We start from the raw sequence: 13,426 nt of genomic DNA, 5'->3' as shown, positions 1-13,426 counted from the left end.
CTCACCCCTCGTCCGAGTACGTCGAGACCGGGACCGCGGTCGCGAAGCCGCCGTCCACCATCAGGTTCGCCACCGTCTCCAACTCCGGCGGATTGCCGGCCAGCCGGGACAGGAAGACATCGAAGTCGTCGCCGCACGGCAGCAGCAGCCGCTCCACGCGCTCGGCCGCCGACCAGCCCGCCGTGTCACCGCCGTCCCGCGCGTCGTCGTACGCGCAGAACCACACGGAACCGATCGCCGCGCCCCGCACCTTCACCGCGAGAATGCCGCCCTGCACGAACCCGACCGCCAGATAGTCCTTGGTCAGGTGATCGCGCAGACACTTGTTGACGTAGACCACGTCGTTGACCGCGGCCTCGTCGCGGACCGTGAAGAACGGCTGGTCGATCAGCAGGCCCAACTCGGCGTCCAGCGCGGCCCCGACGGGCGCACAGCCGCCGCCCGCCTTGAGGAACGACCGATAGGCGCCCGGCAACCGGTACCCCAGGTCCTCCTCCACGCCGAGCACCTGCTGCTCGGTCACCGCCACCGCCGCCTTCGGCAGCCCGAAGTGCGCGGGCAGGGTGTCCTGCAGCGGGCGCGTGCCCCGCTTGTGCTGGTCCACCGCCGCCGTCGCGAGACCGCCGTGGTGGCGCAGCAACGCCTTCACCTCGACGGGCACCAGCTCCAGACGGCGCGAGCCGCGCACGTGGTGCCAGGTCCAGCCGTGCGGGGTCGCCACCGCCGGGATCGTGTCCCACAGTTCGTGCCCGGACGCGGCCAGCGCCGCGTTCGCCGACACATAGTCCGTGAGCCGCAGCTCGTCGACGCCGAATCCCTCGGGAGGCTCCGCGATCTCGGCCGCGGCCCGCGCGTACGCCGAGAAGTCCGGGTAGCCGTCGGCGTCCACCCGCACCCCTCTCGGATGCCGGGCGGCGCGGACCGGGTCAGGGAAATTCACTACCTGCCCGGCATAGGCCGCGTTCGGCGGCGCGGCTTGCTGCCCGAGCCGACCTGTCGTCATGGCGGTTGCCCCCTGCGGCGCTGTTGACGGTTCCTGATCCGTACCGAACCCGTGATCCGAACTCTCGGTCCGATTTCTGACACGTATCGATCGCGGACAACGACAGCCTATGCGGTTGTACGACACCGGTCACCGGCCCTCCGGTTCCATGACCAGCAGTCACCCCACTGTCACCACCCCGTGACGATCGGGCGTGTCAGCGGGTACCGGCTTCCGCACCAGCCGCCCCGTTTGGCACTCTGTCCAGGCAACCTGGGGGATTGCAGGAGGGGAAGCACCACATGCACAGCGGTACCGCAGAGTCATCCGCACCCACGGACGCGCCGTCCGGCCACGACCCACGCGTCGGCTGGAGCGCCGCCGATTCCGCCGACGTCCCTGTACTGCGCGGCCGCCGCGACGGCATCCTGCCCGCCGTCGCCGCCGCGCTCTCGGTGCGCGGCAGCACACTCACGTCCACCGCCGCCCGGGGCGAACAGGCACCCGAACTCCACCCTTTGGTCCAGGACTTCCTGGACACGCTCACCAGCGCGCAGCGCGACCGGTTCACCGGACGCTGCGCCGAGGTCATCCTCATCTCCCGCCACCTCGCGGCCACCGACGCCGAGCGCACCGAGAAGTCGAAGCGCGCCCGGCGCAGACCCATGACGATGAGCGAGGCCCGCAAGGCCCTCAAGCACGCCAAGCTCACCACCCGCCGGATCCGCGAGGACGGCGACCCGCTGCACGGCGGCTTCGCCCGGCCCTGTCGCGCCTGCGCCGCACTGACGGCCCACTTCGGCGTGCACGTAGTAGACCCCTCCACCGACGCAGCCGACAGCGAGGCCCCGCACTGATGCCGAACTCCGCCTCCGCGGACCGCACTTCGAGCACCCGCTTCACCACGCTCGTCGACTCCACACTGCGCGCCGCCGGCTGGCAGCCGGGGCGCTGGGACATCAAGCAGGCCGAGTTCTGGGCCGACGCACTGCGCACCCACGTCTCCCCGGCCGGCCACCGGCACGCCGTCTTCCCGGCAGCGGTGGAGGCCTGGGCGGAGTTCGGCGGCCTGCACCTCACGCCCACCGGGCCCGGCCGCCGGATAGCCCCGTCCCAGCCCCACCTGGACCCCCTGCACGGACTCCACATGGCCCGCACGCTCGGCGACCTCGGCCGCGCCCTCGACACGGAGGTGAGCCCGCTCGGCGCGGAGTCCGGCACGGAGGCCCTGCTCGCGATCGACACCGAGGGCCGCGTCTACGCCCTCGACCACAGCGGCGACTGGTACCTCGGCCCCGACATCGACCAGGCCCTGGAAACCCTGATCACCGGCGTCCAGCCACCCCGCCTCCAGGCCGTGTAGGGCCCGTCCGGCGGATCAGGCCACGCCCGGGCGGCCCACGCCTCCCGCTCGCGGCAGGATGCGCCGGGCACGGCCTACGCGGCCGGCAGCACCGCCGACACCCGGAAACCCCCGGCGTCCGTCGGCCCGGACACGAACACCCCGCCGAGCCCGGCGACCCGCTCCTTCATCCCGACCAGCCCGTTCCCCCCGGACGGCAGCCCCACCGAGGACGCGTCCGCGGGCACCGGCGGCCGCTCGTTCTCCACCTGCATCGCCACCTCGGCCCCGCGATGCGCCAGCCGCACATACGTCTTCGCGCCGGCCGCGTGCTTGTGCACGTTCGTCAGCGCCTCCTGCACCACCCGGTACGCGGTCTGCTCCACCACCGCGGCGTACCCCTGGGTCTCCCCCTCCACGATCATCTCCACCACCATCCCGGCCTCCCGGGACTGCCCCACCAGCTCGTCCAGCTCCGCCAGGCTCGGCCCCGCGTCCACCGCCCCGGCCTCCGCCTCGGCCCGGGACGCCGCCGCGGCCGCCGCCACCCCCACCGCCGCCAGCGGCACCGCCTCGACAGCTCTGCCGCGCTCCGGCACCGGCTCCCCGGCCCGCAGCACCCCCAGCATCTCTCTCAGCTCCGTCAGCGCCTGACGGCCCATGTCCCCGACCAGAGCCGCGTTCCGTACCGCCTTCTCCGGGTCCTTGCGCGCCACCGCCTGCAACGCCGCCGCGTGCACCACCATCAGCGACACCCGGTGCGCCACCACGTCGTGCATCTCCCGCGCGATCCGCGTGCGCTCCTCGCCCCGCGCCCACTCGGCCCGCTCCTCGGCCCGCTCCGCGAGCAGCGACAGCTCCCGCTCCAGCGACTCGTTCCGCTCCCGCAGGCTCTCCATCAGGCGGCGCCGCGCGCCCACGTACAGCCCGAGCAGCAGCGGCGGGGCGGTCACGCCCAGCGACGTGGTGATGGCGACGAACGGGACGAGCCAGCCCCCCACCTGCAGCCGGTCGCTGTGCACCATGTCCTGCTGGGCCCGGACCACCGAGACGATCAGCGTGCCGAGGAACGACATCCCCGCCAGCGCCCCGATGATCCGCCGCGGCATCTCCGACGCGGCCAGCGAGTACAGCCCGACGACGGTGAGCATGACGCCCATCTGCGCCGGCGTCACCGCGACCGAGACCAGCACCACGGCGATCGGCCAGCGCCGCCGCAGCAGCAGCGTCGCGCCGGTCAGCACCCCGAAGACGATCCCCACCGAGGCCGGCAGCCCCGCCTTGTGCGCGAAGGGCACCCCCTCGAACGCGCACTCCACGGCGGACGCCGCCGCGAGCCCCACATCCAGCACGGCAGCACGCCGCCGCTCCCACCACCACGGCCCCCCGGCCGTGGCTCGGTGAACTTCCCCCGTCGTGGTCATGCCTCCAGCCTACGGGCGCACGCCGCCCGATTTCCGGCGAGTTTTGCTTACTGGCCTACACCACTGCCCGCAATCGAACAGAAGCGAAACCGGCCGGTATCCCTCGAACTGCTGAGCCACACCCCTTTCCCCACCGGACGCCCGTATTCCGGACAAGCCTTGGCGTATGACGGAGACCACAGGGAAGTCCGCGGGGCGGACCGGGCGCCCGAGGGCGAAGGACGACGTACGAGAGCGGGCCCGCGAGCTGCGCCGCCAGGGCCTGACGTACAACGAGATCAAGGCCGAGCTGGGCTGCTCGAAGAGTTCGGTCTCCTTGTGGGTACGGGACCTGCCGAAACCGCAGCCGCGCTGCACACCGGAGGAACAGCGCGCGCGGATGAACGCAGGACTGGCGGAACTGCGCTCCGCCCAGGATCAGGAACGCCGGGCGGCGAGGCAGGCCGCGGCCGACGCCGTGGGGCGCCTGTCGGAGCGCGATCTGTTCCTGACCGGCGTCGCGCTCTACTGGGCGGAAGGCACCAAGAGCAAGCCCTACCGCCGCAGCGAAGCACTGCAGTTCATCAACAGCGACCCCGACGTGATCCGCCTCTTCATGCGCTGGCTCGCACTCCTGGGAGTCACACCCGACCGCCTGACGCTGCGTCTGAGCATCCACGAATCCGCCGACGTGCGCGCCGCCGAGGCGTTCTGGGCCGACGTCGTCGGTGTCGACGTGAGCGCGTTCAGCAAGGCCACGCTCAAGAGGCACAATCCGCGAACAGTACGGAAGAACACGCGGGCGGCCTATCACGGCTGCCTGGTCATCTACGTCCGCCGGAGCGCTGAGCTGTACCGTCGCATGGAAGGCACTTGGTACGGCATAGTGTTGGGTGCTCACTCGACGAGTTGAAGGAATGTCCGCTTTTCGGCGGCTTCATTCCCCCGTGGTGTAATTGGCAGCACCGTGGCTTTTGGTGCCATTTGTCCGGGTTCGAGTCCTGGCGGGGGAGCTTCGTGGTGCGGGGCCCGGTCATCGCCGGGCCCCGCACCCGTTTCCACCCCAGAACGCCCCGGTATCCTGCGGATGTCCACCCCACTCGAAGCCGAAGGGCACACCCGTGAGCGCCATCCGCCCGGCCGCCGTCGTCGTTCTCGCAGCGGGTGAGGGCACCCGCATGAAGTCGGCCACGCCCAAAGTCCTGCACGATCTCTGCGGCCGCTCCCTGGTCGGGCATGTGCTGGCCGCCGCGCGGGAGTTGAACCCCGAGCAGCTCGTCGTGGTCGTCGGCCACGAGCGCGAGAAGGTCGCCGGGCATGTGACCGTCATCGACACCGAGGCGCGCACGGCCGTACAGGCCGAGCAGAACGGCACGGGCCACGCCGTGCGGATGGGCCTGGAGGGCCTGGTCCCCGACGGCACCCTCGACGGGACCGTCGTCGTGGTGTGCGGTGACACGCCGCTGCTCACCGGGGAGACGCTGACCGACCTCGCCGCCACGCACACCGCCGACGGCAACGCGGTGACCGTGCTGACGGCCGACGTCCCGGACGCCACCGGCTACGGCCGCATCGTGCGCGACACCGGCTCCGGCGCGGTGACGGCGATCGTCGAGCACAAGGACGCGACCGAGGCGCAGCGCGCGATCACCGAGATCAACTCGGGTGTCTTCGCGTTCGACGGCCGTCTGCTCGCCGACGCGCTGAAGAAGGTGCGTACGGACAACAGTCAGGGCGAGGAGTACCTGACGGACGTGCTGGGGATCCTGCGTTCCGCCGGGTACCGGGTCGGTGCGTCGGTGGCCCGCGACCACCGGGAGATCGCCGGTATCAACAACCGGGTGCAGCTCGCGCAGGCCCGCCGGATCCTCAATGACCGTCTTCTCGAGCGCGCGATGCTCGACGGCGTCACGATCGTGGACCCGGCCAGCACGTTCCTCGATGTCGAGGTGACCTTCGACCGTGACGCGACGGTGCTGCCGTCCACGCAGCTGAACGGGGCGACGCACATCGGCGAGGGCGCCGTCGTGGGCCCCAACACGCGTCTCACGGACACCACGGTGGGCGCCGGCGCCCGGGTGGACAACACGGTGGCCGACAGTGCCGAGGTCGGCCCGCAGGCCAGTGTCGGCCCGTTCGCGTACCTTCGCCCCGGCACTCGTCTCGGTCTGAAGTCGAAGGTCGGCACGTACGTCGAGACGAAGAACGCGACGATCGGCGAGGGCACGAAGGTGCCGCACCTGTCCTATGTGGGCGACGCGACGATCGGTGACTTCACCAACATCGGTGCGGCCAGCGTGTTCGTGAACTACGACGGCAAGGACAAGCATCACTCCACGATCGGGTCGCACTGCCGGACCGGTTCGGACAACATGTTTGTGGCGCCTGTCACGGTCGGGGACGGTGCGTACACCGCCGCGGGCTCCGTGATCACGAAGGATGTGCCGGCCGGTTCGCTGGCCGTGGCCCGGGGCCAGCAAAGGAATATCGAGGGTTGGGTGGCCCGGAAGCGTCCGGGGAGTGCGGCCGCGAAGGCGGCCGAGGCGGCCTCCCGGAATCCGGACAGTGAGGGCTGACCGGAAACAGGTGCGTCCGACACGGCGTACCGTGATAGGTGCACACGATTCGCCTGGCTCGCTGCTATAGGGACGCGCGGGCAGCTGCGGCGGACGAACTCGTCTGAGGAGACTAGTGCTGTGACCGGGATCAAGACGCAGGGCGAGAAGAAGCTGATGCTCTTCTCAGGCCGCGCCCACCCCGAGCTTGCCGAGGAGGTCGCGCACCAGCTCGGTGTCGGGATCGTCCCGACCAAAGCCTTCGATTTCGCCAACGGTGAGATCTACGTCCGCTACCAGGAGTCCGCTCGCGGTGCCGACTGCTTCCTGATCCAGAGCCACACGGCTCCGATCAACAAGTGGATCATGGAGCAGCTGATCATGATCGACGCGCTGAAGCGCGCGTCGGCCCGCTCCATCACGGTCATCGTGCCGTTCTACGGTTACGCGCGGCAGGACAAGAAGCACCGCGGACGTGAACCGATCTCGGCGCGTCTGATCGCGGACCTGCTGAAGACGGCCGGTGCGGACCGGATCCTCGCGATCGACCTGCACACGGACCAGATCCAGGGCTTCTTCGACGGCCCGGTGGACCACCTGTTCGCGCTGCCGATCCTGGCGGACTACGTGGGCGCGAAGGTGGACCGCGACAAGCTGACCGTGGTCTCCCCCGACGCCGGCCGGGTCCGTGTCGCCGACCGCTGGTGCGACCGTCTCGGCGCGCCGCTGGCGATCGTGCACAAGCGCCGTGACAAGGACGTCGCCAACCAGGTGACCGTGCACGAGGTCGTCGGTGACGTGAAGGGCCGCGTCTGTGTCCTGGTCGACGACATGATCGACACCGGTGGCACGATCTGCGCCGCCGCGGACGCCCTGTTCGCGCACGGTGCCGAGGACGTCATCGTGACGGCGACGCACGGTGTGCTGTCGGGTCCTGCGGCGGACCGTCTGAAGAACTCGAAGGTGAGCGAGTTCGTGTTCACGAACACGCTGCCGACGCCGAACGAGCTGGAGCTCGACAAGATCACGGTCCTGTCGATCGCCCCGACGATCGCCTCCGCGGTGCGCGAGGTCTTCGAGGACGGCTCGGTCACCAGCCTCTTCGAGGGCGAAGCCTGATTCTGAGGTAGAAGATCCATTTGGGTGCGGCCTTCCTCGCCGAGTAGACTGGACAAGTTGCTCGGCGAGGGAGGCCGCACTTTTTGTGCGACTGTCCGTTATCGACGCGCTCTTCGTAGCAGGCCGTTCGTGGCCGGGTGACCCTTTCCCCTGATCTACGAGGAGTTGAGAGCACATGTCCGAGGTCAAGCTCGCCGCCGAGTCCCGCACCGAGTTCGGCAAGGGCGCCGCCCGCCGCATCCGTCGCGAGAACAAGGTTCCCGGCGTTGTCTACGGTCACGGTGGCGACCCGGTCCACATCACGCTTCCGGGCCACGAGCTGCTGCTCGCCCTGCGTACCCCGAACGTCCTGCTGTCCCTGGACATCGACGGCAAGAACGAGCTGGCGATCCCGAAGGCCGTGCAGCGCGACCCGCTGAAGGGCTTCCTGGAGCACGTCGACCTGCTCCTCGTGAAGCGTGGCGAGAAGGTCACCGTCGAGCTCCCGATCGTCGTCGAGGGCGAGCTGGCGCCGGGCGCCAACCTGCTCGAGCACGTCCTGAACACGCTGGCCGTCGAGACCGAGGCCACGCACATCCCGGAGTCGGTCACGATCTCCGTGGCGGGCCTGGACGCCGGTGACGCCGTGCACGCCAAGGACGTCACGCTGCCGTCCGGCACCACGCTGGCCGTCGACGAGGACGCCGTGGTCCTGCAGGTCCTGACCGCGCAGGCCGAGGAGGCCCCGGCCGAGGCCGAGGGCGACGAGGCCGCGGAGGCCTGAGCCTTCAGCGTCTGAGCTGTCGTACGGGGTGGTGGGCACGGCCCGCCACCCCGTACCGCTGTATCGACGTCCCGTACGTACGCGCGTAAAGGAATCTGCATGTCCGACGACAACGCCCCCTGGCTGATCGCCGGGCTCGGCAACCCCGGTCCCGAGTACGCGATGAACCGGCACAACGTCGGTTTCATGGTGGCCGATCTGCTGGCGCGGCGGATGGGCGCCAAGTTCAAGCGGGCGACCAAGGGGCAGGCCCAGGTGGTGGAGGGCCGTATCGGTCCGCCGGGGCCCGCGAACCGTCGTGTGATCCTCGCCAAGCCGATGTCGTACATGAACGTGTCCGGTGGTCCGGTGACGGCGCTGCGCGACTTCTACAAGGTGCCGACGGCGCACATCGTGGCCGTCCATGACGAGCTGGACATCGACTACGGGGTGCTGCGTCTGAAGCTGGGCGGTGGTGACAACGGGCACAACGGTCTGAAGTCGATCACCAAGGCGTTGGGGTCCGACTATCACCGGGTGCGGTTCGGGATCGGCCGGCCGCCGGGGCGGATGCAGGTCGCGGACTTCGTGCTGAAGGACTTCGCGTCGGCGGAGCGCAAGGAACTGGACTACTTCGTGGACCGTGCGGCCGACGCGGTGGAGGCGCTCGTCATCGAGGGCCTGGAGCGGGCGCAGTCGACGTACAACTCCTGACCTGTACGGACTTTTCCCTGGCGGGAGTTGACCATCCGCAGGGTCATGGCCAAGGATCCCGGCCATGTCGTCTGCGGTCTCTGCTCTCTCGGTCTCCCGTCAGGTCGCCGCGGCGGCGCTCGCCGCGCTGCTGCTGGTCGTCGGCGTGTGGTCGTCGTGGGGCGATGCGCAGCACGTGATGTTCCCGACGGGCCGGGAGCGCGGCACGATGACGGTGACGCGGTGCACGGACGATGTCTGCACCGGCCCGTTCTCGCCGGCGTCGCCGACCGCGGAGCGGCACGCGAGCGTGACGATCGACCGCTCGATCGGCGAGAAGAAGGGTGCCCGTTTCCCGGTGGTGCTCAAGCCGGGTTCCACGTCGGCCGTGCGCGCGGGCACGGCCGGTTTTCTGCATGCGTGGGTGCCGTTGGGCGGGGCGCTGCTGCTGGCGTCGGTGGTGGTCGCGGGCGGAATGCGGAACCGGCGCCTCGCGTGGATCACGGGAGGCGCCGGTTTCGTGGTGCTGACGGCGGCCTTCGTCGCCGTCGGCTTCTAGGTCAGCCGGTGTTGCGCAGGCCGGCCGCGACACCGTTCACGGTGAGCAGCAGGGCCCGGCCGAGGGTCGGGTCCGGGTCCTGGCCCGCGGCGGCCTCTTCGCGCTGGCGCTTGAGCAGGGCGACCTGGAGGTACGAGATCGGGTCGAGGTAGGCGTCCCGGATGTCGAAGGTCTGCTTGAGCACCGGGTGGGCGTCCAGGAGTTCCCGCTCGCCGGTGACCCGCAGCACCTCCCGCACGGTCAGCTCGTGCTCGGCCTCGATGTCGGCGAAGACGTGCTTGAGCTCGTCGGGCACGAGCGTGTCGACGTAGTGCCGGGCGATCCGCAGGTCGGTCTTGGCGAGCGTCATCTCGACGTTGGAGATGAAGTTCTGGAAGAAGTGCCAGTGTTCGTGCATCTCGTCGAGCACGCTGTCCAGGCCCGCCTCGCGCAGCGCCTTCAGGCCGGAGCCCACGCCGAACCAGCCGGGGACGATCTGCCGGGACTGGGTCCAGCCGAACACCCACGGGATGGCGCGCAGGCCGTCGAGCGAGGCGTCCGAGCCGGGGCGGCGGGAGGGCCGGGAGCCGAGGTGGAGGTCGGCGAGCTGGTCCACCGGTGTCGACGCGAGGAAGTACGAGGGCAGGTCGGGGTCCTCGACGAGCTTGCGGTAGGCGGCGTGGGCCGCGTCGCTCGCCACGTCCATGGCGGCGTCCCAGCGGGCCAGGGCCTCGTCGGACTGGCGCGGCGCGGTGTGCAGGGCGGAGGCCTGGAGGGTGGCCGCGACGGTCAGTTCCAGGTTCTCCCGGGCCAGCGACGGCACGAGGTACTTGTCGGAGATGACCTCGCCCTGCTCGGTGACCTTGATCTCGCCCTCCAGGGTTCCCCAGGGCTGGGCGAGGATCGCGTCGTGCGAGGGGCCGCCGCCGCGGCCGACGGTGCCGCCGCGGCCGTGGAAGAGGCGCAGGCGGACGCCGTAGCGGTGGGCGACGTCGCGCAGCCGGCGCTGGGCGCGGTGGATCTCCCACTGGGAGGTGGTGATGCCGCCGAACTTGGAGGAGTCGGAGTAGCCGAGCATGACCTCCTGGACGTCCCCGTTCAGCGCGACGAGGCGCCGGTAGGACGGGTCGGAGAGCATGTCCTCCAGGATCGTGTCGGCGGCCTTGAGCTCGTCGGTGGTCTCCAGGAGCGGCACGATGCCGATCTTGGCCCAGCCGGCGTGCAGGTCGATGAGGCCGGCCTCGCGGGCGAGGACGGCGGCGGCGAACACGTCGTCGGCGCCCTGGCACATCGAGATGATGTACGACTCGATGACCTCGGGCCCGAACACGTCGAGGGCCTTCTTCATGGTGTGGAAGACGCCGAGGGTCTTCTCGCCGGCCGCGTCCAGCGGCGCCGGGGTGGGCGCCAGCGGGCGGCGGGAGCGGAGTTCCTTGGCGAGCAGCTTGCCGCGGTAGTCGCGGGGCATGTCGGTGTAGCGCCAGGACTCCTCGCCGAGCCGGTCGAAGAGCTGGCCGAGGGTGTGGTGGTGGGCGTCGGCGTGCTCGCGTACGTCCATGGTGGCGAGCTGGAGGCCGAACGCGGCCAGGGTCCGGATCGTGCGGTTCATCCGGCCTTCGGCGAACAGGCCGCCGCGGTGCTCGCGCAGCGAGGTCTGGATGAGGGTGAGGTCGTGCAGCAGCTCGGCGGTGCCGAGGTAGTCGCGGCCGTCGACGTGCGGGGTGTTCTTCGCCAGCCGGTCCTTGGTGTTCTCCAGCTTCTGCCGGATCGCGGTCGCCTTGAGCCGGTAGGGCTCCTCGGCGTTCAGCCGCTTGTAGCGGGGGCTGATCTCGGGCAGCCGCTCCAGGTCGGCCTGGAGCGAGGTGAGCAGCTCCTCGGTGGCGCCGGTGTAGCGGATGGAGTTGGAGAGGAAGCCGCGCAGCTCGTCGATCATGTCGAGCGCGTCGTTGATGCCGTGCTCGTGCTGGAGGATCAGGACGTCCCAGGTCACCTGCGGGGTGACGTTCGGGTTGCCGTCGCGGTCGCCGCCGATCCAGGTGCCGAAGGTCAGCGGCCGGGAGTCCTCGGGCAGCTTGACGCCGACGCGCTCCAGCTCGGCGGTGAGGTCCTCCAGGACGTCGCCGACGGCGCCGGCGTGCAGCTCGTCCAGGTAGTAGATCGCGTTGCGCGACTCGTCGGTGACCTCGGGGCGGACCACGCGCAGCTCGTCGGTCTGCCACACGAGGTCGATGTTCTCGGCGAGGCGGGTGTCGTAGCGGCGGCGGTCGGTCTCCAGGACCGGCGTCTCCAGGAGCTCGGCGATGCGGCGGAGCTTGTTCAGTACCGAGCGGCGGGCGGCCTCGGTGGGGTGCGCGGTGAAGACGGGGCGCACGTTCAGGTGCTCGACCGTCTGGCGCAGGTGGTCCGGGTCCGCGTCCTTGAGGCGGTCCGCGGTGCGGGCGAGCAGGCCGCCCTCGGCGGCGCGCTTGGCGCGCAGCTCGCGGCCACGGTGCACCTGCTCGGTGACGTTGGCCAGGTGGAAGTACGTGGAGAAGGCGCGGACCAGCTTGGCCGCGGTCTCCAGTTCGGTGCCGCGCAGCAGCTCGGCGGCGGCCTCGCCGTCCTCGCGGGTCAGCTGGCGGACCTTCTCGACCAGCTCGAGCAGTTCGGGACCCTCCTGGCGGACCAGGGTCTCGCCCAGCAGGTCACCAAGGCGGCGAATGTCGGCGCGCAGCTCGGGGCTGGTGCTCGTAGCGGTCTGATCGGCACTGCTCACAGGTGCGGCTCCTTGCAGTGGTGAAGCTCGTCTGGAGGGAGGGAACCCCGGAACCGGGTAGAAGTCCCGGGTGGAGATTCAGAGCGGACCGCGCTGTCCGACCGTTTCCAAGGATATGTGCCTGCACCTGCAGCACGCCCCGGGGCCTCTTGCCGCCCGGCTGCACGCTGCCATACTTACGACGCCGTAGGTTACGGAACCGTAGGCATGGCGAAGGCTTTCTGTCCGCGGATCTCCGTGGATCTCCTGACCCGTCTCAGACCCTCTCAACCCTCGACTTACAGGGGACTCCTATGACCACACGTTCCGATGTGATCGAAGACGCCCCCGAGGCGGCGTCCGGATCACCGTCCGGCGCGCTGCCGTCGGCGACGCTGGGCGGTGAGCAGAAGCGCTCGCTGGAGCAGATCACGCTGCTGCTGTTCATCGCCGTGCCGTTCCTGGCGCTGGTCGCGGCGGTGCCGCTGGCCTGGGGCTGGGGGGTCAGCTGGCTGGACCTGGGCCTGCTGGTGTTCTTCTACTACCTCGGCTGTCACGGCATCACGATCGGCTTCCACCGCTACTTCACGCACGGTTCCTTCAAGGCGAAGCGGCCGCTGCGCATCGCGCTGGCGGTCATGGGCTCGATGGCGGTCGAGGGTCCGCTGGTGCGCTGGGTCGCGGACCACCGCAAGCACCACAAGTTCTCCGACGCGGAGGGCGACCCGCACTCGCCGTGGCGCTACGGGGAGACCGTGCCGGCCCTGATGAAGGGCCTGTGGTGGGCGCACGTGGGCTGGATGTTCGACGAGGAGCAGACCTCGCAGGAGAAGTACGCGCCGGATCTGATCAAGGACCCGGCGATCCGCGCGGTCTCCCGTCAGTTCGTCTTCTGGACGATCCTGTCGCTGTTCCTGCCCGCGCTGATCGGCGGTCTGGTGACGATGTCGTGGTGGGGCGCGTTCACGGCGTTCTTCTGGGGCTCGCTCGTGCGGGTGGCCCTGCTGCACCATGTGACCTGGTCGATCAACTCGATCTGCCACGCGGTCGGCAAGCGCCCCTTCAAGTCCCGCGACCGCTCGGGCAACGTGTGGTGGCTGGCGGTGCTGTCCTGCGGGGAGTCCTGGCACAACCTGCACCACGCCGACCCGACGTCGGCGCGGCACGGTGTGATGCGCGGCCAGGTCGACTCCTCGGCGCGCCTGATCCGCTGGTTCGAGCAGCTGGGCTGGGCGCATGACGTGCGCTGGCCCTCGAAGGACCGGATCGCCTCCCGGCGCAAGCCGCAGGCCGCCGACGCGGCGTGACGTCAACACGG

The 13,426-nt window shown here is 70.2% G+C and carries 12 protein-coding genes and 1 tRNA gene; 10 read left to right on the top strand and 3 right to left on the bottom strand.

Annotation, left to right across the window (positions count from 1 at the left end):
• Window position 1: 1 nt before the first annotated feature.
• The gene (locus ACVHNB_RS03140; RefSeq protein WP_456227367.1) at window positions 2–1,003 is read right to left on the bottom strand and encodes an SMI1/KNR4 family protein; all 1,002 of its coding nucleotides are present in this window, start codon (window positions 1,001–1,003) and stop codon (window positions 2–4) included.
• Window positions 1,004–1,284: 281 nt separating this feature from the next.
• Here ACVHNB_RS03140 and ACVHNB_RS03135 point away from each other — a divergent pair, with 281 nt between their 5' ends.
• Window positions 1,285–1,839: a YwqJ-related putative deaminase gene (locus ACVHNB_RS03135; RefSeq protein ID WP_456227366.1), complete on the top strand. Its 555-nt coding sequence runs from the start codon at window positions 1,285–1,287 to the stop codon at window positions 1,837–1,839.
• Window positions 1,839–2,345, top strand: coding sequence for an SUKH-3 domain-containing protein (locus tag ACVHNB_RS03130; protein WP_428952963.1), 507 nt, complete (start codon window positions 1,839–1,841; stop codon window positions 2,343–2,345). Before ACVHNB_RS03135 ends, ACVHNB_RS03130 begins: the two co-directional genes overlap by 1 nt.
• A gap of 74 nt (window positions 2,346–2,419) precedes the next feature.
• On the opposite strand, the gene ACVHNB_RS03125 is transcribed toward ACVHNB_RS03130, so the two are convergent.
• Window positions 2,420–3,748: a sensor histidine kinase gene (locus ACVHNB_RS03125; protein WP_428952964.1), complete on the bottom strand. Its 1,329-nt coding sequence runs from the start codon at window positions 3,746–3,748 to the stop codon at window positions 2,420–2,422.
• A 166-nt stretch (window positions 3,749–3,914) separates the two neighbouring features.
• Here ACVHNB_RS03125 and ACVHNB_RS03120 point away from each other — a divergent pair, with 166 nt between their 5' ends.
• The 7 genes from ACVHNB_RS03120 (at window position 3,915) to ACVHNB_RS03090 (ending at window position 9,395) form a co-directional block, all read left to right on the top strand.
• The gene (locus tag ACVHNB_RS03120; protein WP_456227365.1) at window positions 3,915–4,640 is read left to right on the top strand and encodes a hypothetical protein; all 726 of its coding nucleotides are present in this window, start codon (window positions 3,915–3,917) and stop codon (window positions 4,638–4,640) included.
• Between the two features lie 28 nt (window positions 4,641–4,668).
• A tRNA-Gln gene (locus ACVHNB_RS03115) sits at window positions 4,669–4,740 on the top strand.
• 108 nt (window positions 4,741–4,848) lie between these two features.
• Complete coding sequence (glmU, locus tag ACVHNB_RS03110) at window positions 4,849–6,303, top strand: bifunctional UDP-N-acetylglucosamine diphosphorylase/glucosamine-1-phosphate N-acetyltransferase GlmU (protein ID WP_428952966.1); 1,455 nt, start codon at window positions 4,849–4,851, stop codon at window positions 6,301–6,303.
• A gap of 120 nt (window positions 6,304–6,423) precedes the next feature.
• A complete protein-coding gene (locus tag ACVHNB_RS03105; RefSeq protein WP_018529824.1) occupies window positions 6,424–7,401 on the top strand; it encodes a ribose-phosphate diphosphokinase in 978 nt (325 codons plus the stop codon).
• Between the two features lie 175 nt (window positions 7,402–7,576).
• Window positions 7,577–8,164: a 50S ribosomal protein L25/general stress protein Ctc gene (locus tag ACVHNB_RS03100; RefSeq protein ID WP_428952967.1), complete on the top strand. Its 588-nt coding sequence runs from the start codon at window positions 7,577–7,579 to the stop codon at window positions 8,162–8,164.
• A 99-nt stretch (window positions 8,165–8,263) separates the two neighbouring features.
• A complete protein-coding gene (pth, locus tag ACVHNB_RS03095) occupies window positions 8,264–8,857 on the top strand; it encodes an aminoacyl-tRNA hydrolase (RefSeq protein WP_428952968.1) in 594 nt (197 codons plus the stop codon).
• A 64-nt stretch (window positions 8,858–8,921) separates the two neighbouring features.
• On the top strand, window positions 8,922–9,395 hold the full coding sequence (locus ACVHNB_RS03090; protein WP_456227364.1) for a hypothetical protein: 474 nt from the start codon (window positions 8,922–8,924) through the stop codon (window positions 9,393–9,395).
• A gap of 1 nt (window position 9,396) precedes the next feature.
• Here the strand turns inward: ACVHNB_RS03090 and ppc are convergent, their stop codons facing one another.
• The gene (gene ppc / locus ACVHNB_RS03085) at window positions 9,397–12,129 is read right to left on the bottom strand and encodes a phosphoenolpyruvate carboxylase (RefSeq protein WP_428952970.1); all 2,733 of its coding nucleotides are present in this window, start codon (window positions 12,127–12,129) and stop codon (window positions 9,397–9,399) included.
• A gap of 293 nt (window positions 12,130–12,422) precedes the next feature.
• On the opposite strand from ppc, the gene ACVHNB_RS03080 reads away from it, so the two are divergent.
• A complete protein-coding gene (locus ACVHNB_RS03080) occupies window positions 12,423–13,415 on the top strand; it encodes an acyl-CoA desaturase (RefSeq protein WP_428952971.1) in 993 nt (330 codons plus the stop codon).
• Window positions 13,416–13,426: the final 11 nt, after the last annotated feature.

This window comes from Streptomyces sp. YJ-C3 (assembly GCF_053891275.1).
This window is presented reverse-complemented; position numbering and strand designations above follow the sequence as displayed.